Raw genomic sequence first — 23,868 nt, 5'->3', positions numbered from 1 at the left:
TCGCCGGATGTCCCGGCGTTGGTCCCATTGCCGGCGCCGCCGGCGATGGTGTCGGTCGCGACTCATGTTGCCATGTGGCGTGCGCTCAAACGATCCCGGCCGACGATAGACTGGCCGGATCAGTGGCAGGGCAGGTCGGGGCGCGTCGATAGGGGAAACGTTCACGTGAAGACCAGCGGCCTCCAGCTGTGCCGTCTCGCCACGACCATCGTCGTCGCCGCGGCAGCTCTGCTCTGCATGCCCGCCGCCGCGCACGCCCAGGGGTTGGTCGCGCTGGGCGGCGGCTCGGGCCTGGTCGTCAACGGCGAGACGCTGTGCACGCTCACCGCGATCGGCAACGACAACCGGGGGCGACTGGTGGGCTTCACCTCCGCACACTGCGGCGGGCCCGGCGCCACAGTCAGTGCCGAAGGCGTCGATGCCGCCGGCGTGGTGGGCACGATGGTCGCGGGCAACGACGCCCTGGACTACGCCGTCATCGAGTTCGATCCGCAGAAGGTGCGTCCGGTCAACAACGTCGACGGGTTCCAGATCGACGGCCTGGGACCCGATCCGGTCGCCGGTGACATCGCCTGCAAACTCGGGCGCACGACCGGGTACTCGTGCGGCGTGACGTGGGGCCCGGGTGAGGAGCCGGGCACCATCGTCAACCAGGTGTGCGGTCAGCCAGGGGATTCCGGCGCGCCGGTCACCGTCAACAACCGACTGGTCGGCATGATCCACGGCGCCTTCTCCGAGGCCCTGCCCACGTGCGTCATCAAGTACATCCCGCTGCACACCCCCGCGGTGACCATGTCGTTCAACACGCAGCTGGCCGACATCACGGCCAAGAACCGGCCGGGGACGGGCTTCGTCCCCGTCGGCGCCGCCTGATCCCGCGGGTGCTCACCTAGCTTTCGGTCTTGCTGGCGCGGATCGCCTCGAACACGTCCGGATCGACCAGTGTCGACGTGTCGCCGAGTTCGCGGCCTTCGGCCACGTCCCGCAGAAGCCGGCGCATGATCTTGCCGCTGCGCGTCTTGGGCAGTTCGGGTACGACGTGAATCTCCCTGGGCCGGGCGATCTTTCCAATCTCCTTGGCGACCTGTGCGGAAAGTTCCTGCACCATGTCGTCGCTGTCTTTGGCGTGTGACTCGAGGATGACGAATGCGCAGATGCCCTGGCCGGTGGTCTCGTCGCTGGCGCCGACGACCGCGGCCTCGGCGACATGGGAGTGCCCGACCAACGCCGACTCGACCTCTGCGGTCGAAATGCGGTGTCCCGATACGTTCATCACGTCATCGATGCGGCCGAGCACCCAGATGTCGCCGTCGGCGTCGACCCTGGCCCCGTCGCCGGCGAAGTACCAACCCTGCTTCTCGAACCGCTTCCAGTAGGTCTCCTTGTATCGCTGGGCGTCCTTCCAGATACCGCGCAGCATCGCCGGCCACGGTTGATCGAGGACGAGGTAGCCGGTGACATGCTCGGCGCCTTCGGCCTCGGGCGACAGATCGTTGCCCTCGTCGTCGACGATCCTGGCCGTGATGCCCGGCAGTGGTGCCATCGCCGCACCCGGCTTGGCCGCCGTCACACCGGGCAACGGGGAGATCATGATCGCCCCGGTCTCGGTCTGCCACCAGGTGTCGACCACCGGAGTCCGGTCGCCGCCGATGACCTTGCGATACCACCGCCAGGCCTCCGGGTTGATCGGCTCGCCGACCGACCCCAGCAGGCGCAAGCTGGACAGGTCGTGGGCGTCGGGGATCTCACGACCCCACTTCATGAACGTGCGGATCAAGGTCGGGGCGGTGTAATAGATTGTCACACCGTACTTTTCGATGATCTCGAAGTGACGGTGCTCGCTCGGGGAGTTGGGAGTGCCCTCGTAGACCACTTGTGTGCACCCGTTGGACAGTGGGCCGAACACGATGTAGCTGTGCCCGGTGACCCAGCCGATGTCGGCGGTGCACCAGTACACGTCGGTTTCCGGCTTGGCGTCGAACACGTAGTAGTGGGTGTAGGACGACTGGGTGAGAAAGCCGCCGGAGGTGTGCACGATGCCCTTGGGTTTGCCGGTGGTGCCCGAGGTGTACAGCAAGAACAGCGGATGTTCGGAGTCGAACGCCTCGGGAGTGTGTTCGGTGGAGGCGGCGTCGACGATGTCGTGCCACCAGACATCGCGGCCCTCAGTCCACGGCACGTCGATGCCGGTGCGCTCCACCACCAGCACGTGCTCGACGGATGCCTGGCCCTGCACCGCTTCGTCGACGCCGGTTTTCAACGGCACCGCCTGACCGCGTCGGTACTGCCCGTCGGTGGTGATGACCAACTTGGCCTCGGCGTCCTCGATGCGCGCGGCCAGCGCCGAGGATGAGAACCCGGCGAAGACCACGCTGTGCAGCACCCCGAGACGCGCGCACGCCAGCATCGCGATGATCGCCTCCGGGATCATCGGCATGTAGATGGCGGCCCGGTCCCCCGCGCGGAGTCCCAGTTCGGTCAGCGCGTTGGCGGCCTTGCAGACCTCGTCTTTGAGTTGGGCGTAGGTCAGCGCGTGCGAGTCACCGACCGGTTCGCCCTCCCAGTACAGGGCCACCCGGTCGCCGTGGCCGGCTTCGACGTGGCGGTCCACGCAGTTGTAGGCCACGTTGAGTTTTCCGCCGACGAACCATTTGGCGAACGGGGCGTCCGACCAATCGAGCACCTCGCCGAACGGTGTCTCCCACTCGAGCCGATTGGCCTGCTCCGCCCAGAAGGCCAATCGGTCCTTCTCGGCCTGACGGTAAAGGTCCTCGGTCGCATTCGCCTGCTCGGCGAACTCCGGAGACGGGGGATAGACGGACGGACCGTGAGCGTGCTGCGCCGATGACTCTGCCATATCTGTGAGGGTAGTCACCTTGTCGCGCTCACACATTGGCATGCCACAGTCCGCTGGGCCGGCGGGTACGTCCGGTGCGTCCGGTGCGGACAGCGTCGTGGCTTGCGGGGTCAGCGGTCGGCTAGCGTGTGCTGCCGTGACCGGTGGCTTCGCGAAGGACCCGTTGGCGCCGCTGGCCGAACTGCCCGGCGTGGCCGAGGCAGCCGAGGAGGCCCGCGAAGCGCTGGGCCGCGCACACCGCCACCGAACCAACCTGCGGGGCTGGCCGAAGAGTGCCGCCGAAGCCGCGCTGCGGGCCGCCCGAGCGTCGTCGGTGCTCGACGGCGGTGCGCTTCAACTGTCCGACGACGGCACCCCCGATCCGGTGCTGGCCGGGGCGCTACGGGTGTCTGAAGCGGTGGAAGGCGGGGCGACGACACTGGTCGGCGTGTGGCAGCGCGCCCCGCTGCAGGCCATCGCCCGGTTGCACGCGCTGGCGGCCGCCGACATCGCAACCGACGACCGGTTGGGTCGCCCGCGCCAGGACGCCGATGTCAGCACCCGGCTGACCCTGCTGGCCGACATCTTGACTGGAGGCACCCGGGTCCCGGCGCCCGTGCTCGCCGCCGTCGTGCACGGTGAGCTGCTCACGCTCGCCCCGTTCGGTGCCGCCGACGGTGTGGTGGCGCGGGCGGCGTCGCGGTTGGTGACGATCACCACCGGACTGGACCCGCACGGGCTCGGCGTGCCGGAGGTTCACTGGATGCGCCGGTCCGGCGACTACGACGCCGCGGCGCGGGGTTTCTCATCCGGAACTCCCGACGGCCTGACCGCGTGGATCCTGTTGAGCTGTCACGCATTGCACGCGGGAGCCCGCGAGGCGCTGTCGATCGCGCAGGCGGCCTCGTCGTCCTGAGGGGTTGCTGGAAGGGACGGCCGGCACCGGCCGTCGACCGGCCTTCCAATGCGAAGCGGGCGACGCTCCGAACGTGGTTCGGCTCGTCGCCCGCTAGCACGGAGACCGGTTACCAAGCGTGCTCTGATGGGCTGCGTGGGTGACCTCGGCGTCTTGTCGATGCGCTTCGACTGCAACCCCACCCAAAGGGTCGCTATAGCCGTCCGCTCTTCGCAAATACGCAGGCCCGCAACACTTTTGCCTATTCCGCGGCATGTGCTCCGCGTGGGTGCCGGGTTCCGTGCTGGGGAGCCTGAAGCGGGAGATTCGAGCCTTCTCTTCCGACTCGATCTTGGCCTCTCCAAGCTTCCGTGACTCCTTTGTACCCCGTGACCGCGATCACATCAAGGGCCAAATCGGCGCTAGTCCGGATCGTTACGTGGAGCCGTGCCGGCGGGCGAAGAGTTGGCTAGAACGCGAAGCGCCGCAACAGCGAATAGGTCAGTGCGCCGGCGGCCAGAGCGCTGATGCCCACCGCCGCAGTGGTGGCCACGGCCGCGCCCGAGGGGGCCGGGATCCGGTCCCGCAGCGACACCGGTTTGGAGAAGTCGAGCACGGGCCAACCCCGGGCCGCGGCTTCTCTTCGCAACGCGCGGTCGGGATTGACCACGTTCGGATGCCCGACGGTCTCGAGCATCGGTAGGTCGGTGATCGAGTCGGAATAGGCATAACAATGCTCGAGCGCATAGCCCTCGCGCGCGGCCAGTTCCCGGATCGCGGCGACCTTGCCTTCGCCGTAGCAGTAGAACGCGATCTCCCCGGTGTATTTGCCGTCCTCGACGACCATACGAGTGGCCATCGCGTGTGTGGCGCCCAGCGCCCTGGCGATCGGCGCGACGATCTCCTCGCCGGACGCCGACACCATCACCACGTCGCGGCCGCACAGTTTGTGGTCGGCGATCAGCTCGGCCGCCTCGGCGAAAACCAACGGGGTGACGACGTCATGCAGGGTTTCGCCGACGATCGACTTCACCTGCTCGACGTCCCAGCCGGCGCACATGTTCGTGACGTAGGCGCGCATGCGGTCCATCTGGTCGTGGTCGGCGCCGGACATCAGAAACACGAATTGGGCGTACGTCGACTTCAGGACCGCCCGCCGATTCAATAGTCCTTGCTCAAAAAAAGGTTTGCTGAAAGCCAGAGTGCTGCTTTTTGCGATGACCGTCTTATCGAGGTCGAAGAAGGCGGCAGTTCGGACCGGACCGTCCGTCGGGGCGGCCGCCGCCGAAGCGTCCGGCGCCTCGTCCGGCGGACCAGATGCGCTCACAGCGCCAGCATAGGGGCCCGCGCGTGACAATAGCCGGGTTGATGTACAAAGTGGCAGGTTATGACAGGTGTCGGAGATACGACACTTCCGTAAATTGGGTGTCTTTTCTCAGCGCGCAGCACTTGCGCCCAAGCCGACTGGCGTGTGTATAGTGAGCCTTACCCGGCTTATGTCGGGTGTGCATCAGCCCGACCCCCCGGGGCTGATACACGACGACCTCCGCCTCCTCCCCCCCTGGCGGGGGTCGTCCCTTTTTCGGGACTTTTCGCAATCCGGATATGTGCTGCCATTCACGGTGGTTGCGGAACGCCGTTTTCGTTTGCGGTCTCTCGCCTGGTCCATTCACAAGATCGAGGTAATCCACAGATCACGCGTCCCCGGTAGCGTCACCGCGCGCTTGCCCCACAGGGTGAGGAGGTGGCTTCGTCAAGTGGATACCTCGCGCTGATCGCCGACCCTGCGCTTCGGGAGGACGTGGATCGCGTGTGTGCGGCGACCGGTACACCGGTCGTCCATGCGTCGGAGCCCTCCAGCCGCAAGGTCTGGACCGAGGCGACCGCCGTCGTGCTCGACCTCACGGGCGCTCGCCGATGCGTGGCCCGCGCGATGCCGAGGCGTACCCGTGTCGTTCTGGTGGGCCGCGCCGAACCCTGCGGAGCCGACTGGCAGGTGGCCATCGAAGTCGGCGCCCAGCGAGTCCTCACCCTGCCCGAACAGGACGACGAGCTGATGGCCGAGTTGGCCGGGGCCGCCGAGGAGCTGCAGGAGGAGGGCAGTCGCGGTGCGGTCGCGGCCGTCGTCGCCGGCCGGGGCGGCGCAGGCGCATCGGTGTTCGCGACCGCACTGGCGCTGAGCGCACCCGAGGCGTTGTTGATCGACGTCGACCCGTGGAGCGGGGGTATCGATCTGGTGGTCGGCGGGGAAGCCGAATCCGGGCTGCGCTGGCCGGATCTGAGGCTCCACGGCGGGCGGCTGAGCTACGGGTCGTTGCGTGACGCGTTACCGCGCGTACGGGGCGTCACCGTCCTGTCCGGCAGCCGCACCGGTTGCGACGTCGACCCCGTACCGCTCGGTGCCGTGATCGACGCGGGCAGTCGCGGTGGTGCAACGGTTGTATGTGACGTCCCGAGGCGGTCGACCGCGGCGGCCGAGACCGCCCTGGCCGCCGCCGATCTCGCCGTCGTCCTGACACCCGCCGACGTGCGGTCCTGCGCGGCGGCCGACACGGTCGCCCGGTGGGTGTCGACGCTCAACCCGAACTCGGGTGTGGTGGTGCGCGGTCCCGCACCGGGCGGGCTGCGGTCGGCGGAGGTTGCCGAGATCGTCGGCCTGCCGCTGCTTGCGGGGATGCGTCCGCAACCCGGTGTGGCGGTCACCCTCGAGCGGGGCGGATTGCGGATCGGCCGTCGGTCACCGCTGGGCCGCGCGGCGCGCAGGGTGTTGACGATTCTGCAGCAGCATCCGGCGGTCGCCGCATGAGCGACTCGTTGATCGACCGGGTCCGCGAGCGGCTCGCGGCCGAATCGGCACCGCTTCGGCCGACGGTGGTGGCCGCGGCGATCCGCGCCGAGTCCGGCGGTGTGCTCGGCGATACCGAAGTGCTCAGCGGTCTGCGCCTGTTGGAGACCGAGTTGACCGGCGCGGGTGTGCTCGAACCGCTGCTGTCGGCCGACGACACCACCGATGTCCTGGTCACAGCGCCCGACGCGGTGTGGGTGGATGACGGTAACGGGTTGCGCCGCACCGGGATCCGATTTCCGGATGAGGGCTCCGTGCGCAGGCTCGCGCAACGGTTGGCCCTCGCGGCCGGACGCCGTCTTGATGAGGCGCAACCATGGGTTGACGGCCAGTTGACCGGGCTCGGCACCGGCCAGTTCACGGTGCGCCTGCATGCGGTGCTGCCACCGATCGCTTCCGCTGGAACGTGTCTGTCGCTGAGGGTTCTGCGCCCCGCCTCTCAGGACCTGGCGTCGCTGACCGCCGCCGGCGCGATCGACCCGGCCGCCGCCACCCTCCTCGACGGCATCGTGCGCACACGGCTGGCGTTTCTGGTCTCGGGAGGCACCGGAGCGGGCAAGACAACCCTGTTGGCGGCCCTGCTCGGCGCGGTTCCGGCAACCGAACGCATCGTCTGCGTCGAGGACGCCTCGGAACTCGCCCCGCCCCATCCGCATCTGGTGAAGCTGGTGGCGCGGTGCGCCAATGTCGAAGGCGCCGGTGAGGTGGCGGTGCGCGACCTGGTCAGGCAGGCGCTACGGATGAGGCCCGACCGCATCGTCGTCGGTGAGGTTCGCGGCGCCGAGGTGGTCGACCTGCTCGGCGCGCTCAACACCGGTCACGATGGCGGCGCCGGAACCGTGCACGCCAACAGCCCGGGGGAGGTACCCGCTCGCCTCGAGGCGTTGGCCGCGCTCGGTGGACTCGACCGGGCCGCCTTGCACAGCCAGCTTGCCGCCGCCGTGCAAGTGGTGATTCACGTCGACCGTGACCGGGCGGGCATGCGCCGACTCAGCGAGATCGCGGTGCTGTCGGCCGGAGCCGACGGGCGGGTCCGCGCCTCCACAGCCTGGCGTCTGGGGCACGGCTTCGGCTGCGGCGCACAGCGACTCAATGAGCTGACCGGTGAACGGGGCTGCGCGTGAGCCGCGCCGCGCTCGCCCTGGCGCTGGCGCTGCTGATCGCACCCGGTCCGCGGCGGCGGTGCACGTCCGCGCCGCGCCAACGCCGCCTCACGTTCCGGATCCCGCTGGCGTTATGGCTGGTCGCCATCGTTGTCGCCCTGCTGGTCGTTGCGCCGGTCGGGGTCGTGGTGGCGGCGGTGATCGCTGCTGCCACCGTCCAAGCCCGCAGCAGGCGTCGGCGCGCAGATCGGGTGCGGGCGAAGGAGGCCGCGGCCCTGGAGGGTGCGCTCGACGTCCTCGTCGGGGAGTTGCGCATCGGCGCCCATCCGGTAACCGCGTTCGACACGGCGGCCGACGAGGCCGACGGTGCGGTCTCGACAGCGCTGCGCACGGTGTCGGCCAGGGCGCGGATGGGAGGCGACGTGGCGGCCGGGATGGCCAGCGTCGCACGACGATCGGCGCTGCCGACGTATTGGCGCCGACTCGCGGTCTGCTGGGATCTGGCTCAGTCACACGGCCTCGCCATCGCGACGCTGATGCACACCGCGCACCGGGACGTCGTTGCGCGGGAACGCTTCTCGGCTCAGCTCAGCGCGGGGATGGCCGGTGCGCGGACCACCGCCACCGTCCTTGCGGCGCTGCCGTTGCTGGGTGTCGCGCTCGGTGAGTTGATCGGCGCCCATCCGCTGCGCTTTCTGTTCTCGACCGGGCAGTGGCTGCTGGTCATCGGTGCGGCGCTGACGTGTCTGGGGTTGGCCTGGTCGGACCGGATCACCGGCGGGGTGACCAGATGACACTCGCCGCCCTGCTACTCGCGATCGCTGCGCTGATCGGAGGCACCGATGGCCGCGCCCGTGTCCGGGGCACTCACAGCCCGAATCCCAAGGAGCACCACAAAGTCCGGGTCGATGATCCATTGGCGTTGGCCTCGGCGCTCGACGTGCTGGCCGCCTGTCTTCAATCGGGAATGGCGGTGGCCGGGGCCGCCGCAGCCGCCGCGCCCTGCGCACCGCCGACGATGGCTCGGGTATTGACCCGCGCGGCGGATCTGCTTGCGCTGGGCGCCGACCCGGCGACCGCGTGGGCCGATGCACCCGACGGCGACCGCAGCCTCGACGCATTGTTGCGGCTGGCGCGACGGTCGGCTTCCTCGGGCACCGCCCTCGCGCAAGAGGTCAGCGCGCTGGCAACCCGGTCGCGCGACGACGCGGCCGACACCGCGCGCGCCGCCGCCGAACGTGCCTCCGTCTTGATCGCCGCCCCGCTGGGGGCGTGCTACCTGCCGGCGTTCTTCTGCCTGGGCATCGTCCCGGTCGTCGCGGGGTTGGCCGGAGACGTGCTGCAGTCGGGGATTTTGTGAAGGACAACGAGTGGGGAGAAAAGGTGAGGATGGGCAACAGGATTCGAGCGCTCAATACGCGGCTGACGATGCTGGTGGCCGCCGACGACGGAATGTCGACGGTCGAGTATGCGATCGGCACGATCGCGGCCGCGGCGTTCGGCGCGATCCTCTACACGGTCGTCACCGGCGACTCGATCGTCAGCGCGCTGACCAACATCATCAGCCGCGCGCTCAACACGAACGTCTAACCGGTGAGCGCGGCGGCGCCACGGTCGAAGCGGCGTTCGCGGTGGCGGCACTGGTCGCGGTCCTCGTTGTGTGTCTGGGCGGGCTCACGGCGGTATCGATGCACATCCGGTGCGTCGACGCCGCGCGCGAGGCCGCACGCCTTGCCGCCCGCGGCCACGACGGTGGCGCTACCGCACGCGACCTGGCACCCGAGGGAGCCACCGTCGTCACCCGGCGCGACGGACAGTTCATCGTCTCCACCGTCAGCGCGCGGTCGCCGATACTGCCCGGGTTCAGAATCGAGGCGCGGGCGGTGGCGGCGGTGGAACCGGGTTCGGGCTGAACAGGGTTCGGCCACCCCGATCGCCGCCGCGATGATCGCGATCGTGGTGGCAGTCACCGTCGGCGCCGCTTACCTGGGTGTGGTGGTGACCGCGCGACATCGCGCACAGGCGGCCGCAGATCTGGGCGCGTTGGCCGCCGCCCACCGGGTCGCCGCCGGCGGTGGCCAAGCATGCACGTGGGCGGCCGCGGTCGCCGAGGCCATGCGGGCCGAGATGGCGGCGTGCGAAGTCGACGATCTGGATATCGTTGTCGCCGTTGAAGTTCCGGTCACACTGGGTCGCTTCGGTGTGGGCGCCGCGCGTGCAGTCGCCCGCGCGGGCCCAGCCGATGTCAACACCTAGGGAGTGGGTCGGCCGGCCTCGGCGATCTCGGTGGCGTTGGGGCGGCGCAGCGTTGCGAGCGCGGCATACACGTCGTCGTCGAGTTCAACGCGGTTGACCGTCACATGCACCGGCTCCCACTCCTGGCCGCCGACGCCGGTCATGCGCAGCACACCGGACGCGATGCCGGTGCTGAAATCGACGGCCATCCGCTCCATCTCGGCCCGGTCGTCGGGATGCACCGCGTGTTCGCCGGCCAGGCTCACCCGCCAGTCGAAGAACGGGGCGGGATCGTCGAGCCACTTCAACAGGGTCCAGTTCGTCGGGTCCACCAGGGCGCGGTGCACACCAGGTTGGGCCAGCCCGTTGAGGATTCGCTGGGCGAGGCGATCCTGTTGCTGTGCCTCTTGCTCCCGTTCGCTGCGCCAGTTCATCGCTCGGCACAGCAGCCGGTCCGGGCCGTCGTCGTCGGATTCCAGTAGCGTCCGCGTCACGAAGCCGACGCTGATCGCTTCGCCACGGTGGTCGGTGACGTCCCAGGTGCTGCAGAAGGCGGTGCCCGGCTCGCGTTTGATCGCCATGGTCAACACCTTGGCTTCGCTGGGGTTGAGCTCACGCATCGGCAGATCGTCGGCGAACGTGCGGTTCTGGGTCGGTTCCTGAGGCGCTTCCCACCCGCTGTTGGCCAGCGATTCCGGGGTCGCCGTGGCGATGCCGGTCTCGAGGTCCCAAACCAGCGGTCCGGGCACCGGCCGCTCCGGCGGTTCCATGTCGGGCGGCCCGATCCAGACGTGTACGCCGTGGATCCGGCCGTCGGTCATCTGCACGACCTCGGTGCGGATGACACGGTCGTTCTTCGGGGTGATGCTGCTCAAGCCCTGACGCGCGCGCACCGTCTCGCCGATCGCGGTCTGGACCGCCATCAGATGCGGATTCCGCCGCAGGAATGCACCGATCGGGATCAAATTCTGTGTTCGACGGCCCTGCGCGACCACCGCGGGCTCGCTGCCCAGCGTCTCCACGAGCAGCCAGTCGTGGGTCATGGGGCTACCCTACCGGCGCGCGTAGCCGCGATCGCGCGTGCTGGGGACAACGGTTGCAACGGCCTCACCGGAGGCGGTAGCTTTCCTCAGCATCGGGCCCGAGGGTCCGGTCGCAGAAGACCGCCAGGCGATCGTCGAGGGGTCGATCGTCCGGGTCCACGACCCTCACCCGGAGCGTTCGGATATCTCGCGCAGCACCAGCCGAAGCACCCGCACCGCACCCTCCTTGTCCAGCGGGTCGTTCCCGTTGCCGCACTTGGGCGACTGCACGCACGACGGGCAGCCCGCGGGACATTCGCACGCCTCGATCGCGTCTGCGGTAGCGGCCCACCACGTGGTGAGACGGTGAAAGCCGCGGTCGGCGAAACCCGCCCCGCCGGGGTAACCGTCATAGACGAAGATCGTCGGTAGCCCCTGCACGGGTCCGACCGCCGTCGACACACCGCCGATATCGCCACGATCGCAGCTGGCGACCAACGGCAGCAGCCCGATCGCGGCGTGTTCTGCGGCATGAAGCGCACCGGGGACCCGCAGCAAATCGATGCCGTTGTGCTGTAACGCCTCTGGCGTGACCGTGCACATCACGGCCATCGTCTCCAGTGTGCGGGTGGGCATCTCGAGTTCGACGAAGTCGATCACCTCGCCCGTCAGGCGCCTGCGCAGATAACCGGTCACCGTATTGCTCACCGATACCGGGACGAGCCCAACGGTGACCGGGCCGAACATCTTTCGCTCACCGTGTCCGGTGACCGAGATGTCGGTGATCTCGCGGGCCGAGGTGGTGTAACCAGGATCGTCGGCGTGCACGAAAGCCACGCCGTCTTCGAAGTCGAGTGAGTCGACGACATAGGTCTCGCCCTGGTGCAGATACACCGCTCCCGGGTGGACCGAAGCCGGCGCCTGGCCCGCCCCGGTGCTGCCGAGCATCCGTCCCGTGCCGGCCTCCAGGATCGCGATCTGACCGCCGGACGATCCCCGGATGTCCACAGCCGGATGCGGATCCATGCCGGGGGTGGGGAAGTACCCGTTGGCCCGTCGCCGCAACAGTCCGTCGTCGACGAGCGCGCCGGCAACGTCCTCGGCGTTCCACATCCTCACCTCGGCATCGGTGAGCGGAAGCTCGGCGGCCGCGCAAAGCAGTTGGGGGCCAAGCACATACGGGTTGGTCGGATCTATGACGACGCGCTCGATCGGCTTGTCCAGCAGCGCCGACGGATGGTGCACCAGGTAGGTGTCGAGCGGATCGTCACGGGCGATCAACACGATCAACGCGCCTTGGCCCCGCCGCCCCGATCGGCCCGCCTGTTGCCAGAACGACGTCACGGTGCCCGGAAACCCGGCGAGCACAACGGCGTCCAGACCGGCGATGTCGACACCCAATTCCAACGCGTTCGTCGTCGCCAACCCCCGCAGGTCGCCGTCGGCGAGCGCGCGTTCGAGCGCGCGGCGGTCTTCGGACAGATAACCGGCGCGGTACGAAGCCACCCGATCGGCGAGATCGGGTGCCTTTTCGGCCAATCGGGCACGTGCCCCCAATGCGGTCAACTCGGCACCTCGCCGTGACCGCACGAACGTCAGCATCCGAGCACCCTCGGCGACCAGATCGGCCATCACGCTGGCCGCTTCGGCTCCCGCCGAACGCCTTACCGGAGCCCCGTTTTCACCCACCAGGTCGTCGAGCAGCGGAGGCTCCCACAGCGCCACGGTGCGGGCGCCCTGCGGCGACCCGTCCTCGGTGACCTCGGCGACCGTTTGGCCGATCAACTCCGAGGCGGTCTGCGCCGGCGAGGCCGTCGTGGCGCTGGCGAAAATCACGGTGGGCACGCCACCGCCGGGCGAGTATCGGGCGCACAGCCGCAACAACCGGCGCAACACCAGAGCCACGTTCGAGCCAAAAATGCCGCGATAGTAATGGCATTCGTCGACGACGATGTAGCTCAGGTTGCGCAGGAACACGGCCCAGCGGGCGTGGTTGCGCAGCAGTGACAGATGGATCATGTCGGGGTTCGAGAAGATCCAGCGCGACCGTTCCCGCGCGAACCGTCGCACGTCGCTGTGACTGTCGCCGTCGTAGGCGCACGGCGCGACGTCGGAGAGCCCCACCGCCTCGGTCAACGCCACCGCCGATCGCAGTTGGTCATGGCCGAGAGCCTTGGTCGGTGACAGATACAGCGCCCGCGACCGCGGATTCGCCTTCAGGTCTGTCAATATCGGCAACTGGTAGGCAAGCGACTTGCCTGACGCCGTGCCGGTGCACAGCACGACATGGCGCCCACCGTGGGCGAGGTCGGCGGCGGCGAGTTGATGTGACCACGGGGCCTCGATGCCCCGATCAACGAACGCTCGCACCACATCTGGATCGGCCCAGCACGGCCATCGCATCGGGCGGCCCCGCCGCGGTGGAATATCGGCCACGTGGCGCAGCGGATTCGGGCCGCCGGCGACCGTGCCTTCGACCGCGCACGCGAGCAGCTCGCGGCCGAAATCAGCCATCGATCATCCTTCCCGGTACACCCCGTCAGGCGAATTGTTCCCCATTTGAAACGCCGAGACTGTCGCCGCAGCCATGAACGTGATTGACTTATCGCGGTCGCAGCTTCTGTGTTCGTGTATCAGCACTCGCAGGAACGACGTTGCGATCGCGGTTCCTGCGAGGGTTGTAGGTCGGGTTGAGTTCCGAGCTTCCACGAAGGAGAGCGGTCGGAACGGGCCCGGTGTACCGAAACACGGTGGACCGCACCCGGTGAAAAAGAGAAGGAAACAACAGGAAATGCCACAGGGAACTGTGAAGTGGTTCAACGCGGAGAAGGGCTTCGGCTTCATCGCCCCGGAGGACGGCTCCGCTGACGTTTTTGTCCACTACACGGAGATTCAGGGCAGCGGCTTCCGCACCCTGGAGGAGAACCAGAAGGTCGAGTTCGAGGTTGGCCAGAGCCCCAAGGGGCCGCAGGCCACCGGTGTTCGGGCCGTCTAGCGCGACCAGCACGATCGAAAGGCAACACCCCGCGAGCGTCGAGAACCGGCCGCCGCGGGGTGTTCGCTATTCCGGCGCGCTACGGCACGGCCGCCACGGCTGAGGCCGATATCTGGCCTACTGTCGATTTGTGAGCCAGCTGTCGTTCTTCTCGGCGGAGTCGGTGCCCCCCGCGGTGGCCGACCTCACCGGGCTGCTCGCCGGACCTGGCCAGGTGGTCCTGGTGGGTTCGGGCGCCGAGCAGGGTGCGCGGCTGTCGGTCGTCGTCGACCGTCAGTGGCGGGCCGAGGGGCTCGCCGAGATGATCGTCGAGGCCGGTCTGGAACCGGAGATCGCCCGCACCGACGAGAACACCCCGCTGGTACGCACGGCGGTCGACGTCCGACTGGTCGAGATCGCGGCGGGTTGGACCCGGGGCGCTGTGAAGACCGTCCCGCCGAACTGGCTGCCCGGGCCGCGCGAGCTTCGGGCCTGGACGCTGGCCGCGGGCACACCCGAAGCCGACCGCTATCTGCTCGGGCTGGACCCGCACGCGCCGGACACGCATTCGCCGCTGGCGTCGGCGATGATGCGGGTGGGAATCGCCCCGACGTTGATCGGTACCCGCGGGTCGCGGCCGGCTCTGCGGATCAGCGGCCGACGCCGGCTATCGCGCCTGGTAGAGAACGTGGGGGAACCTCCGGGAAGTGTGGAGGCGTTCCAGGATTGGCCGAGGGTCTGAGGGCCGCAGCGAGGGGGGTCAGTTTGCGTCGGTTCGCGCGGGGTGCGAAATTGTCAGTTGCCGACAGGGTTGATTCGCCGCCGGATGCGGAATTCTGCGCTGTAGGCGACCGAAGAAGTGGAGCGTAAGTAAAAGGTGGCAGATGGGGACCGCGGCAGCGGCCGTAACGGAAGCGTCCGGCGGCTCGTCATAGTCGAGTCGCCTACCAAGGCGCGCAAGATAGCGGGCTACCTCGGCTCCAACTACATCGTCGAGTCGTCCCGGGGGCACATCCGCGACCTGCCCCGCAACGCCGCAGACGTGCCTGCGAAGTACAAATCCGAGCCGTGGGCCCGCCTCGGGGTGGACGTCGACCACAACTTCGAGCCGCTCTACATCATCAGCCCCGAGAAGAAGAGCACGGTCGCCGAACTGAAAGACCTGCTCAAGAACGTCGACGAGCTGTACCTGGCGACGGACGGCGACCGCGAGGGCGAGGCGATCGCCTGGCATCTGCTCGAGACGCTCAAGCCGCGCATCCCCGTCAAGCGGATGGTGTTCCACGAGATCACCGAACCGGCGATCCGCGCCGCCGCCGAGGACCCGCGCGACCTGGACAACGATCTGGTCGACGCGCAGGAGACCCGCCGCATCCTGGACCGGCTGTACGGCTACGAGGTCAGCCCGGTGCTGTGGAAGAAGGTCGCGCCGAAGTTGTCCGCGGGCCGGGTGCAATCGGTCGCGACGCGCATCATCGTCCAGCGCGAACGCGAACGGATGGCGTTCCGCAGCGCGGGGTACTGGGACGTCACCGCCGAACTCGACGCCAGTGTCTCCGACCCGCAGGCGTCACCCCCGACGTTCACCGCCAAGCTCAACACGGTCGACGGGCGCCGCGTGGCCACCGGCCGCGACTTCGACTCGCTGGGCCAGGTCAAAAAGCCCGACGAGGTGCTGGTTCTCGACCAGGCCGCCGCGACCGCGCTGGCGGGCGGTCTGCGCGGAGCGCAGCTGGCGGTCAGCTCGGTCGAGCAGAAGCCCTACACCCGCAGGCCGTACGCGCCGTTCATGACGTCGACGCTGCAGCAGGAGGCGGGCCGCAAGCTGCGGTTCTCGTCGGAGCGCACGATGAGCATCGCGCAGCGGCTCTACGAGAACGGCTACATCACCTATATGCGCACCGACTCGACGACTTTGTCGGCCAGCGCCGTTGATGCCGCCCGCAACCAGGCCCGCCAGCTCTACGGCGAGGAGTATCTGCATCCGACGCCGCGCCAGTACACCCGCAAGGTGAAGAACGCCCAGGAGGCGCACGAGGCCATCCGGCCCGCCGGCGACGTCTTTTCGACCCCGGGACAGCTGCACAGCCAGCTCGACACCGACGAGTTCCGGCTCTACGAGCTGATCTGGCAGCGCACCGTGGCCTCCCAGATGGCCGATGCGCGCGGCACGACGCTGTCGTTGCGGATCTCGGGGACGGCGAGCTCGGGCGAGCAGGTGGTGTTCAACGCCAGTGGCCGCACGATCACCTTCGCGGGCTTCCTGAAGGCCTACGTCGAGAGCATCGACGAACAGGCCGGCGGTGAGGCCGACGACGCCGAGAGCCGGCTGCCGAATCTTCAGCAGGGCCAGCGCGTCGACGCCAAGGAACTCACCGCCGACGGGCACAACACGGCGCCGCCGGCCCGCTACACCGAGGCTTCGTTGATCAAGGCCCTCGAGGACCTCGGCATCGGCAGGCCGTCGACGTACTCGTCGATCATCAAGACCATCCAGGACCGCGGTTACGTCGTGAAGCGGGGCAGCGCGCTGGTCCCCTCATGGGTGGCGTTCGCCGTGATCGGGCTGCTCGAACAACACTTCGGCCGCCTGGTCGACTACGGGTTCACCGCGGCGATGGAAGACGAACTCGACGAGATCGCCGCAGGCAACGAGCGACGGACCAACTGGCTCAACAACTTCTACTTCGGCGGCGATCACGGGGTCGAGGACTCGATCGCCCGGTCGGGTGGGCTGAAGAAGCTCGTCGGGGTGAACCTCGAGGAGATCGACGCCCGACAGATCAACTCCATCAAGCTTTTCGACGACGATCAGGGCCGCCCGATCTATGTGCGGGTGGGCAAGAACGGTGCGTACCTGGAGCGGATGGTTCCTGCCGAAGACGGTGAGCCCGGGGAGCTCAAACCGCAGCGGGCCAACCTGAAGGACGAGCTCACACCCGACGAGCTGACCCTGGAGCTCGCCGAAAAGCTTTTCGCCACACCGCAAGAGGGCCGCTCCCTCGGTGTCGATCCCGAAACCGGGCACGAGATCGTCGCCAAGGACGGTCGTTACGGTCCCTACGTCACCGAGGTTCTGCCCGAACCGCCCGACGACGGCGAGGCCGGGTCGACGGCGAAGAAGGGCAAGAAGCCGACCGGCCCCAAGCCGCGCACCGGTTCGCTGTTGCGCTCGATGGATCTGGAGACGGTGACGCTGGAGGATGCGCTGCGGCTGTTGTCGTTGCCGCGCGTCGTCGGCGTCGACCCGAACACCGGTGAGGAGATCACCGCGCAGAACGGCCGCTACGGCCCATACCTCAAGCGCGGCACGGACTCTCGGTCGTTGGCCACCGAGGAGCAGATGTTCGACATCACGCTCGAGGAGGCCTTGAAGATCTACGCCGAGCCCAAGCGCCGCGGCGGTCAGCGGGCCGCGGCCCCGCCGTTGCGTGAACTCGGCGAGGATCCGGCGACCGGCAAGCCGATGGTGATCAAGGACGGCCGGTTCGGCCCGTATGTCACCGACGGGGAGACCAACGCCAGCCTGCGCAAGGGTGACGACGTCCTGTCGATCACCGACGAACGCGCCGCCGAACTGCTCGCCGACCGCCGTGCGCGCGGCCCGGTGAAGCGGACGAAGAAGGCCGGCGCGAAGAAGACCGCGAAGAAGGCAGGCGCCAAGAAAGCCGCCAAGAAGAGCTGAGGCGTGCCGGACGGATCCGCTCAGCGTGATTCTTCGGACATCACCTGAGGCTGGCTGTCGGCCCGCTCGGGTGAGGCCAGCAGGTTCAGCGGCCGCGCCAACTGCGTCGGGGCGACGCGGCCCCGCAGTTCGACGATCTCGCCGACGTCCCAGCACAGCGCTTCGGCGTCCAGAGCCCCGCTGACCGCGATCGCCGAGGCCAGGACGTGGCCCTCCTCCAGCTTGGCCAGCTCGGTCAGTCGTGCCGCTTCGTTGACCGGGTCGCCGATCACGGTGTACTCGAAGCGGGCCTGGGCGCCGATGTGCCCGGCGATCGCCCGGCCGGCCGACACCCCGATACCGAACTCCGTCTGGCCCAGCACCTCGATCAGCTCGTCGTGCAGTTCCCGCGAGGCCGCCAGCGCACCGCCACACGCGTCGGGGTGCTCGATCGGTGCGCCGAAGATGGCCAGCGCCGCATCACCCTGGAACTTGTTGACGAAGCCGCCGTGCCGATTGACCGTGTCGACCACCACACGGAAGAAGTCGTTGAGCAGGTTGACGACCTCGGCGGCCGGGATGGTCGCGGCCAGTTGTGTCGAGCCCACCAGGTCGACGAACAGCACCGCGACGTCGCGTTCCTGCCCGCCGAGTTCGGTGCCGCGTTCCAGCGCGCGCCGGGCCACGTCCTCGCCGACGTAGCGGCCGAACAGGTCGCGCAGGCGCTGCCGTTCGGCCAGGTCGCGCACCATGTCGTTGAAGCCGGCCTGCAGCAGGCCCAGCTCGCTGGCGTCGTAGATCTGCATGTGGGCGTTGTAGTTGCCCCGCTGCACCTCGCCGAGCGCCCAGCGCAGCTGGCGCAGGGGGTCGGCGATCGACATCGCCACCAGCACGGTGCCCGCCAGGCCCACCACCAGCGCGGAGATCGACAGGATAAGGATCGGGGTGGTCAGCCGGTCGGCGGGAGCGGTGAGGATCTCGAACTTGCTGGCGACCACGGCCAGCACGATCGCGATGATCGGGACCGCGGTGGACAGCACCCACGTCATCACCTGACGCGCGATGACCCCCGGCGCGCGGAAGTTCTCCGGCACGCCGCCGCGCAGGGCCGCGACCGCGACGGGCCGCAGCACCCGTTCGGACTGCAGGTAGCCGATGATCGCGGTCGCGGTGGCGCCCAACCCCGTGGCGACGGCCACCACCGGCGCCGACTTGCTGGCCACCGGCCAGCTCGCGACTATGAACACCACCGAACCCAGGATCCAGTTCGCGACGTTGATCACCGACCGGTAGAACGGCATCTTCAGCGCGCGGGTGCGTGCCACCTCGGTGTCGGCCGGGTCCCGGTCGCCCAACAGCATGTCGCGGCGCTGCCAGCGCATGACCGGGATCAGCAGCCGCAGGCTCCAGTACGCCGCAATCGTGAACGACACGAACAAGAAGCCGAGGAAGACCGCCAGGTTGAAGGCGGGCAGATCCTGCAGTTGAATGCGGTCCTCGGGCGGCAGGCCGAATCTCAGGAAGCTCAGGACCAACAGCGCGCCGATGATGTCGGCCTGCACCATGCCCAGCGTGAACACCGGCCACGGAGTGCGCGCGGCCCATCGGACGAATGCGCTGATTCGCCCGATCGGTCGTTCTGCCATGGCCACGCGTCAACCGTATCGGGCATCGGCGACGGGTACGGGTGCTGTGAGACGGACGTGTCGGTTCGCAGCACTACTGTTATCTCCGATGGGCGGTGTTTTCTCGCGTCTGGTGGGCCAGCACGCTGTTGAGGCCGAGTTGGTCGCCGCGGCGCGCGCCGCACGTGGTGACGCGGCTCATAACGGTGCGGTCATCGGATCCATGACACATGCGTGGCTGATCACGGGCCCTCCGGGCTCGGGCCGGTCGGTGGCGGCGCTGTGCTTCGCCGCGGCGTTGCAGTGCACCTCCGACGGTGTGCCCGGGTGCGGTGAATGCCGGGCCTGCACGACGACGATGGCCGGAACCCACGCCGACGTGCGGCGGATCATCCCCGAGGGGCTGTCGATCGGCGTCGACGATATGCGCGCGATCGTGCAGATCGCCTCGCGGCGGCCGGGCACCGGGCGCTGGCAGGTGGTGTTGATCGAGGATGCCGACCGGCTGACGGAGGGAGCAGCGAACGCCCTGCTCAAGGTGGTCGAGGAGCCTCCGCCGTCGACGGTTTTCCTGCTGTGCGCGCCCTCGGTGGATCCCGAGGACATCGCCATCACGCTGCGCTCGCGCTGCCGGCACGTGGCGTTGGTGACCCCGAGCGTTGATGCGATCGCGGAGGTCCTGATGGACAGCGACGGGCTCCCAGAGGCCGATGCGCGGTGGGCGGCTTCGGTCAGCGGCGGCCACGTCGGGCGGGCCCGGCGGCTGGCCACCGACGAGTCGGCACGCGAGCGTCGGAAGCGGGCGTTGGGTCTGGCGCGGGACGCTGCGACGCCGTCACGCGCCTACGCCGCCGCCGAGGAGTTGGTGAAGACGGCCGAAGACGAGGCTCTGGCGCTGACGGTGGATCGCAGCGAGGCCGAGACCGAGGAACTGCGCACCGCGCTCGGTGCCGGTGGCACCGGAAAAGGGACGGCCGGTTCGCTGCGCGGAGCGGCAGGCGCCTTGAGTGCCCTTGAGCGACGGCAGAAGTCGCGCAAGACCCGCGCGTCGCGTGATTCTTTGGACCGCGCGTTGATCGATCTGGCGACGTACTTCCGCGACGCGCTCCTGGTGGCGTCCGACGCGGGCGACGTTGCGCACAACCACCCCGATATGGCCGAGGAGATCGCCAGGCTCGCCGCGCATGCGCCGCCGGACAAGCTGTTGCGCTGCATCGAAGCCGTGCTGGAGTGCCGCGAGGCGCTGACCGTCAACGTCAAGCCGAAGTTCGCGGTCGACGCGATGGTCGCGACGGTCGGACGGGCGCTGCGCGACTGAGTTGGGTCGTCGGCGAGCCCTGCCGTAGACTCGTCCCGCCTGTCGCTGTCGTCTGCTCTTCGCGCAAGCGCTCATCGCGGGCACGCCACCTTAGCTCAGTCGGCAGAGCGGCTCACTCGTAATGAGCAGGTCAGGAGTTCGATTCTCCTAGGTGGCTCCATATCGCCGATGCTCACGTCGGCTGCAACACCTCCGTGGCGACTTTCATTGCCGAGTTGGCGGCGGGGAAGCCGGTGTAACCGGTGCAGTGGTAGATGACCTCGGCGATCTCGTCGTCGGTGAGGCCGTTGGTGCGCGCGATCTGGACGTGAATGCGCAACTCGTCTTCGGCGCGCAGCGCGATCAGGATGCCGAGCGTCAGCAGGCTGCGGTCGCGACGGCTCAGGCCCTCTCGGGTCCACAGCCGCCCGAACACGTTGTCCATGGCCAGGCCGAGCATTTCGCCGCCGAAGGAGTCGGTGGGCAGTTCGACGTCCCCGTCGGGAAGGACACCGGGAAGCAGTTCGCGGAAGACTTGGAGGCCTTGTTCACGGATGTCTGTCATCCCGACAGCCTGGCACGCCGACCGCTACTTCGGTGCCAGGAATCCGACGGGGCCCGACGCGATGCACACCGACAACGCGGCCGTGTTCGCGCGGACGTTGATTGCGTCGCCCGCACCGGGTAGCCGGACGAACACCTGGTTCAGGCCCGGTCGCACCGGCACCTTGACCTCCTGCCCCTCCGACAGCGACATCGTCATCGAACCGTCGCTGTTGGCCAGGTAGTTGATCTCCGCCGTCCAGTCCGCGGGCAGCAGCGGACCGTCCAACGGCATCCGGGCCGGAGCTTCCGGCTGCACCAGGTATCCGCAGTCCGGGTGCGGGCCGGGCGCGATGGTTCGCACCCAGGTGACCTTCGCGTCGACCACGCGACCGGCGTGGTCGAGCATGCGTAATTCGGGTGTGGCGACGGAGAATTCGGGACGCTCGTGCACCAGCGCGAACATGTGGCTGGCCCGGTTCTCGGGTCCGACCACCCGTTGCAGAACCATCGGGTCGACCTCCTGGTCGAGCATCGGCGCATCCGATTTCCGGCTCGCGTCGGCCAAGCCCGACAACGCGTTCTGCAGATAGGCCTGTGCCGGGTTGTCACGCCACACCGTCAGGAACGTGGCCGTCGAGTACACGCTGCTCGCCACGAATGCCGCTGTGAGCGAACAGATCACCACTGTTCGGGGCCGCGACGCATCCAACCACCGCGTCCCCTCGCGGTTCGGGGCGCACAGCCCGACGGCAGCCAACAGCGCCAGCACGATGGTGAGGTCGGGCAGGTAACGCAGCGTCTGCGCCAACTCCAGGGCCGTGAACTGTGATGAGCGCATGAGGTAGATCGGGATCTGGCAGGCTATCGCATACCCCGCTGCCACCAACCACACCGCGGCGATCCGCCGCTTGCGCACCACCGTCACCGCGACCGCCGCGGCCAGGCCCACCCAGCCCAGCACCATCACCGTCATGGGCGGGGTGGCCCACGGTGACGCCGGCGCCCACCGTTGCCAGTCCCACGGACCGCCCACCAACCCCGGCACTATCCCGTGCGTCACCGACCTCGTGAGCAGGTCCCACGTCATCGCCAGGTCGAGACTCCACCGCTTCTGATCGACCACGATCAGGTACACGCCAACCCATCCCACCGTGACCGCCAGCGACGGCACCCACAAACGGACTCCGTTACGCCACACCGCTTTCACCGACCCCGCACCGGTCACATAGAACAGCAGAGCGGTCACCGCGAACGCGACGAACGGAATGACGGCCGCCTTCTCGAAGAACAGCAGACCACCGATGTAGACCAGCAGAGCCGTCACCGCGTAGCGCCTGTCACCGGTGCGCACCAGAAGGATCGCGTCGCCGCAGACCCACGCCAGCGCCGCCAGCATCGGCAACGAGTTCAGCGCCGCCGCCCACCAGGCGAAGCCCGGCACGGCCAGCGGTGTGGACAACGCGAATATCAACGGCAGCAACAGGACTGGCCGCCACCCTAGGATGATGTGTAGCGTCCGCAGCAGCGCAAGCGACACCAGCAGCTGCAATACGACCAGGCTGATCGCCGGCCCGATCCAGTTCAGCGGCGCCAACAACGTGATGCCGCCGGCGACGAGGAACGCGGCCGGCATGACGTGGCCGTCGTGGTCGTCGAACAGGTATGCCGGCGAGAGCAGCGGTTGGGTACCCGCGCGGCCGATCAGGATCAGGTCGTCCCAGTAGAAGTAGCCGCCGAATGCCAGCACCGCCCGGATCGCCAACTGCACGACGATCAGGATGGCGGCGGTGCGCGCGACCCAGTTGCCCGGCGCGAAGTTACCGCGGATAGGCATCCCCTGCTTGCCGGCGAGCGATCCACGCCGAACGCACCATCTCCTCCAGCGAATGTCGCATCCGCCAGTCGAGGTCGCGCGCGGCCAAGTCACCCGATGCGACGATGCGGGCGGGGTCACCGGGCCGGCGGGGACCGACAACCGGCTCGAAATCGAAACCGGTCACATCGCGGATCGTCGTCATGATCTCCCGCACCGAGGTGCCACTACCGCTGCCGAGGTTGTAGACGGGCTCGATCGGGTCACCGGCTTGAAGCCGTCGCGCGGCCGCGACATGCGCCAGCGCGAGGTCCGTTACGTGGACGTAGTCGCGCACGCAGGTGCCGTCGGCAGTGGGGTAATCGGCGCCGTTGATCCGCGGCGTCTCGTCGCGGCACAGCGTGTCGAAGACCAGCGGGAAGAGATTGTGGGGGCTGACGTCGAACAGGTCCGCTGAACCCGATCCGACGACATTGAAGTAGCGCAGGCTGGTATGCCGCAACCCGGATGCGCGTGCGGCATCGCGAATCATCCACTCGCCCACCAATTTACTGACACCGTACGGGGATTCCGGCGAAGTGGGCGTCTGCTCCGTGACGGTGTCGACGTCGGGGGTGCCGTACGTGGCTGCGCTGGAGGAGAACACCATCTTGTCGGCGCCTGCGGCCTCCATCGCCTTGAGCAGCGTGACCATCGCCGAGACGTTCTGCTCGTAGGTGTGAAGCGGACGTTGCACCGAGACACCGGCGTACTTGAACCCTGCGATGTGGATGACGCCGCTTACGCGATGTTCCTCGAGCGTGCGGGAGACGAGTTCACCGTCGAGCAGGGTGCCGCGCACCAACGGAACCGTCGGCGGGACGAACCGCTCGAGACCGGTCGAGAGGTCGTCGATCACCACCACCGGCATGTCGGCGTCCGACAGTGCGCGCACCACATGTGACCCGATGTATCCCGCGCCGCCGGTCACCAGCCAAGTCATTCGCTTTTCCTCACCGTAGAACGGGGCCAGC

General features: G+C 68.4%; 21 protein-coding genes and 1 tRNA gene. 14 read left to right on the top strand and 8 right to left on the bottom strand.

Annotated features, from left to right (window positions below; translation table 11 throughout):
* Positions 1-207 precede the first annotated feature (207 nt).
* Positions 208-873, top strand: a complete 666-nt coding sequence (locus AU072_RS23475) for a S1 family peptidase (protein ID WP_064416128.1) — start codon at positions 208-210, stop codon at positions 871-873.
* A 16-nt stretch (positions 874-889) separates the two neighbouring features.
* Here the strand turns inward: AU072_RS23475 and acs are convergent, their stop codons facing one another.
* Positions 890-2,857: an acetate--CoA ligase gene (gene acs, locus AU072_RS23470; RefSeq protein ID WP_064415974.1), complete on the bottom strand. Its 1,968-nt coding sequence runs from the start codon at positions 2,855-2,857 to the stop codon at positions 890-892.
* Between the two features lie 136 nt (positions 2,858-2,993).
* On the opposite strand from acs, the gene AU072_RS23465 reads away from it, so the two are divergent.
* On the top strand, positions 2,994-3,752 hold the full coding sequence (locus AU072_RS23465; RefSeq protein WP_064415973.1) for a Fic family protein: 759 nt from the start codon (positions 2,994-2,996) through the stop codon (positions 3,750-3,752).
* Positions 3,753-4,200: 448 nt separating this feature from the next.
* Here AU072_RS23465 and AU072_RS23460 read toward each other — a convergent pair whose 3' ends face one another.
* On the bottom strand, positions 4,201-5,058 hold the full coding sequence (locus AU072_RS23460) for an HAD-IB family hydrolase (RefSeq protein WP_064415972.1): 858 nt from the start codon (positions 5,056-5,058) through the stop codon (positions 4,201-4,203).
* A gap of 417 nt (positions 5,059-5,475) precedes the next feature.
* Here AU072_RS23460 and ssd point away from each other — a divergent pair, with 417 nt between their 5' ends.
* The 7 genes from ssd to AU072_RS23425 are packed head-to-tail and all read left to right on the top strand — an operon-like array spanning position 5,476 to position 9,935.
* Positions 5,476-6,537, top strand: a complete 1,062-nt coding sequence (gene ssd / locus AU072_RS23455) for a septum site-determining protein Ssd (protein ID WP_064415971.1) — start codon at positions 5,476-5,478, stop codon at positions 6,535-6,537.
* Positions 6,534-7,700, top strand: a complete 1,167-nt coding sequence (locus tag AU072_RS23450; protein ID WP_064415970.1) for a TadA family conjugal transfer-associated ATPase — start codon at positions 6,534-6,536, stop codon at positions 7,698-7,700. The genes ssd and AU072_RS23450 overlap by 4 nt, the downstream gene beginning before the upstream one ends.
* Positions 7,697-8,473, top strand: coding sequence for a type II secretion system F family protein (locus AU072_RS23445; protein WP_064415969.1), 777 nt, complete (start codon positions 7,697-7,699; stop codon positions 8,471-8,473). Before AU072_RS23450 ends, AU072_RS23445 begins: the two co-directional genes overlap by 4 nt.
* Positions 8,470-9,039 carry a type II secretion system F family protein gene (locus AU072_RS23440; protein WP_064415968.1) on the top strand — a complete coding sequence of 190 codons (570 nt, stop codon included), beginning with the start codon at positions 8,470-8,472 and terminating at the stop codon, positions 9,037-9,039. Before AU072_RS23445 ends, AU072_RS23440 begins: the two co-directional genes overlap by 4 nt.
* A 29-nt stretch (positions 9,040-9,068) precedes the next feature.
* A complete protein-coding gene (locus tag AU072_RS23435; RefSeq protein ID WP_064416127.1) occupies positions 9,069-9,269 on the top strand; it encodes a DUF4244 domain-containing protein in 201 nt (66 codons plus the stop codon).
* 41 nt (positions 9,270-9,310) lie between these two features.
* Positions 9,311-9,592 (top strand): TadE family type IV pilus minor pilin, encoded by a 282-nt coding sequence (locus AU072_RS23430; RefSeq protein ID WP_082680987.1) that lies wholly within the window; start codon positions 9,311-9,313, stop codon positions 9,590-9,592.
* A 43-nt stretch (positions 9,593-9,635) separates the two neighbouring features.
* Positions 9,636-9,935, top strand: a complete 300-nt coding sequence (locus AU072_RS23425; protein WP_407937623.1) for an Rv3654c family TadE-like protein — start codon at positions 9,636-9,638, stop codon at positions 9,933-9,935.
* Here the strand turns inward: AU072_RS23425 and AU072_RS23420 are convergent.
* Both AU072_RS23420 and AU072_RS23415 read right to left on the bottom strand, forming a co-directional pair.
* Complete coding sequence (locus tag AU072_RS23420) at positions 9,932-10,957, bottom strand: PAS domain-containing protein (RefSeq protein ID WP_064415966.1); 1,026 nt, start codon at positions 10,955-10,957, stop codon at positions 9,932-9,934. The genes AU072_RS23425 and AU072_RS23420 overlap by 4 nt on opposite strands.
* Before the next feature lie 165 nt (positions 10,958-11,122).
* Positions 11,123-13,450: a DNA 3'-5' helicase SftH gene (locus tag AU072_RS23415; protein WP_064415965.1), complete on the bottom strand. Its 2,328-nt coding sequence runs from the start codon at positions 13,448-13,450 to the stop codon at positions 11,123-11,125.
* A 277-nt stretch (positions 13,451-13,727) separates the two neighbouring features.
* Between AU072_RS23415 and AU072_RS23410 the strand changes: the two genes are divergently transcribed.
* The 3 genes from AU072_RS23410 to topA all read left to right on the top strand — a co-directional run bounded on the left by AU072_RS23410 (position 13,728) and on the right by topA (position 17,595).
* Entirely contained in the window at positions 13,728-13,931 is a 204-nt protein-coding gene (locus AU072_RS23410) for a cold-shock protein (RefSeq protein WP_006243848.1), read from the top strand.
* Between the two features lie 130 nt (positions 13,932-14,061).
* Positions 14,062-14,652, top strand: a complete 591-nt coding sequence (locus AU072_RS23405; protein ID WP_064415964.1) for a hypothetical protein — start codon at positions 14,062-14,064, stop codon at positions 14,650-14,652.
* Positions 14,653-14,787: 135 nt separating this feature from the next.
* A complete protein-coding gene (gene topA / locus AU072_RS23400; RefSeq protein WP_064415963.1) occupies positions 14,788-17,595 on the top strand; it encodes a type I DNA topoisomerase in 2,808 nt (935 codons plus the stop codon).
* A gap of 20 nt (positions 17,596-17,615) precedes the next feature.
* Here the strand turns inward: topA and AU072_RS23395 are convergent, their stop codons facing one another.
* Positions 17,616-19,220 (bottom strand): adenylate/guanylate cyclase domain-containing protein, encoded by a 1,605-nt coding sequence (locus AU072_RS23395; RefSeq protein ID WP_064416125.1) that lies wholly within the window; start codon positions 19,218-19,220, stop codon positions 17,616-17,618.
* Positions 19,221-19,308: 88 nt separating this feature from the next.
* Here AU072_RS23395 and AU072_RS23390 point away from each other — a divergent pair, with 88 nt between their 5' ends.
* Together AU072_RS23390 and AU072_RS23385 are read left to right on the top strand one after the other, a co-directional pair.
* Positions 19,309-20,517, top strand: a complete 1,209-nt coding sequence (locus AU072_RS23390; RefSeq protein WP_064415962.1) for a DNA polymerase III subunit delta' — start codon at positions 19,309-19,311, stop codon at positions 20,515-20,517.
* Positions 20,518-20,601: 84 nt separating this feature from the next.
* A tRNA-Thr gene (locus tag AU072_RS23385) sits at positions 20,602-20,677 on the top strand.
* Positions 20,678-20,689: 12 nt separating this feature from the next.
* Here the strand turns inward: AU072_RS23385 and AU072_RS23380 are convergent.
* From AU072_RS23380 to galE, 3 genes are read right to left on the bottom strand one after another with little or no spacing between them, the layout of a single operon-like run.
* Positions 20,690-21,061: a carboxymuconolactone decarboxylase family protein gene (locus AU072_RS23380; protein ID WP_064415961.1), complete on the bottom strand. Its 372-nt coding sequence runs from the start codon at positions 21,059-21,061 to the stop codon at positions 20,690-20,692.
* A 24-nt stretch (positions 21,062-21,085) separates the two neighbouring features.
* The gene (locus AU072_RS23375; RefSeq protein ID WP_082680986.1) at positions 21,086-22,876 is read right to left on the bottom strand and encodes a hypothetical protein; all 1,791 of its coding nucleotides are present in this window, start codon (positions 22,874-22,876) and stop codon (positions 21,086-21,088) included.
* On the bottom strand, positions 22,860-23,837 hold the full coding sequence (galE, locus tag AU072_RS23370) for a UDP-glucose 4-epimerase GalE (protein WP_064416123.1): 978 nt from the start codon (positions 23,835-23,837) through the stop codon (positions 22,860-22,862). The genes AU072_RS23375 and galE overlap by 17 nt, the downstream gene beginning before the upstream one ends.
* Positions 23,838-23,868: the final 31 nt, after the last annotated feature.

This window comes from Mycolicibacterium novocastrense (genome assembly GCF_001499835.1).
In the GTDB taxonomy this organism is placed as follows: domain Bacteria; phylum Actinomycetota; class Actinomycetes; order Mycobacteriales; family Mycobacteriaceae; genus Mycobacterium; species Mycobacterium novocastrense.
The sequence above is the reverse complement of the archived record's forward strand: the minus strand, read 5'-3'. Positions and strand labels throughout refer to the sequence as shown.

What these genes read in the sequence shown, in the direction of transcription:
- acs (WP_064415974.1), bottom strand. Translation starts at nt 2,857, where the DNA reads ATGGCAGAGTCATCGGCGCAGCACGCTCACGGTCCGTCCGTCTATCCC.
- AU072_RS23450 (WP_064415970.1), top strand. Translation starts at nt 6,534, where the DNA reads ATGAGCGACTCGTTGATCGACCGGGTCCGCGAGCGGCTCGCGGCCGAA.
- AU072_RS23440 (WP_064415968.1), top strand. Translation starts at nt 8,470, where the DNA reads ATGACACTCGCCGCCCTGCTACTCGCGATCGCTGCGCTGATCGGAGGC.
- AU072_RS23435 (WP_064416127.1), top strand. Translation starts at nt 9,069, where the DNA reads ATGGGCAACAGGATTCGAGCGCTCAATACGCGGCTGACGATGCTGGTG.
- AU072_RS23420 (WP_064415966.1), bottom strand. Translation starts at nt 10,957, where the DNA reads ATGACCCACGACTGGCTGCTCGTGGAGACGCTGGGCAGCGAGCCCGCG.
- AU072_RS23415 (WP_064415965.1), bottom strand. Translation starts at nt 13,450, where the DNA reads ATGGCTGATTTCGGCCGCGAGCTGCTCGCGTGCGCGGTCGAAGGCACG.
- AU072_RS23410 (WP_006243848.1), top strand. Translation starts at nt 13,728, where the DNA reads ATGCCACAGGGAACTGTGAAGTGGTTCAACGCGGAGAAGGGCTTCGGC.
- AU072_RS23395 (WP_064416125.1), bottom strand. Translation starts at nt 19,220, where the DNA reads ATGGCAGAACGACCGATCGGGCGAATCAGCGCATTCGTCCGATGGGCC.
- AU072_RS23390 (WP_064415962.1), top strand. Translation starts at nt 19,309, where the DNA reads ATGGGCGGTGTTTTCTCGCGTCTGGTGGGCCAGCACGCTGTTGAGGCC.
- AU072_RS23380 (WP_064415961.1), bottom strand. Translation starts at nt 21,061, where the DNA reads ATGACAGACATCCGTGAACAAGGCCTCCAAGTCTTCCGCGAACTGCTT.
- AU072_RS23375 (WP_082680986.1), bottom strand. Translation starts at nt 22,876, where the DNA reads ATGCCTATCCGCGGTAACTTCGCGCCGGGCAACTGGGTCGCGCGCACC.
- galE (WP_064416123.1), bottom strand. Translation starts at nt 23,837, where the DNA reads ATGACTTGGCTGGTGACCGGCGGCGCGGGATACATCGGGTCACATGTG.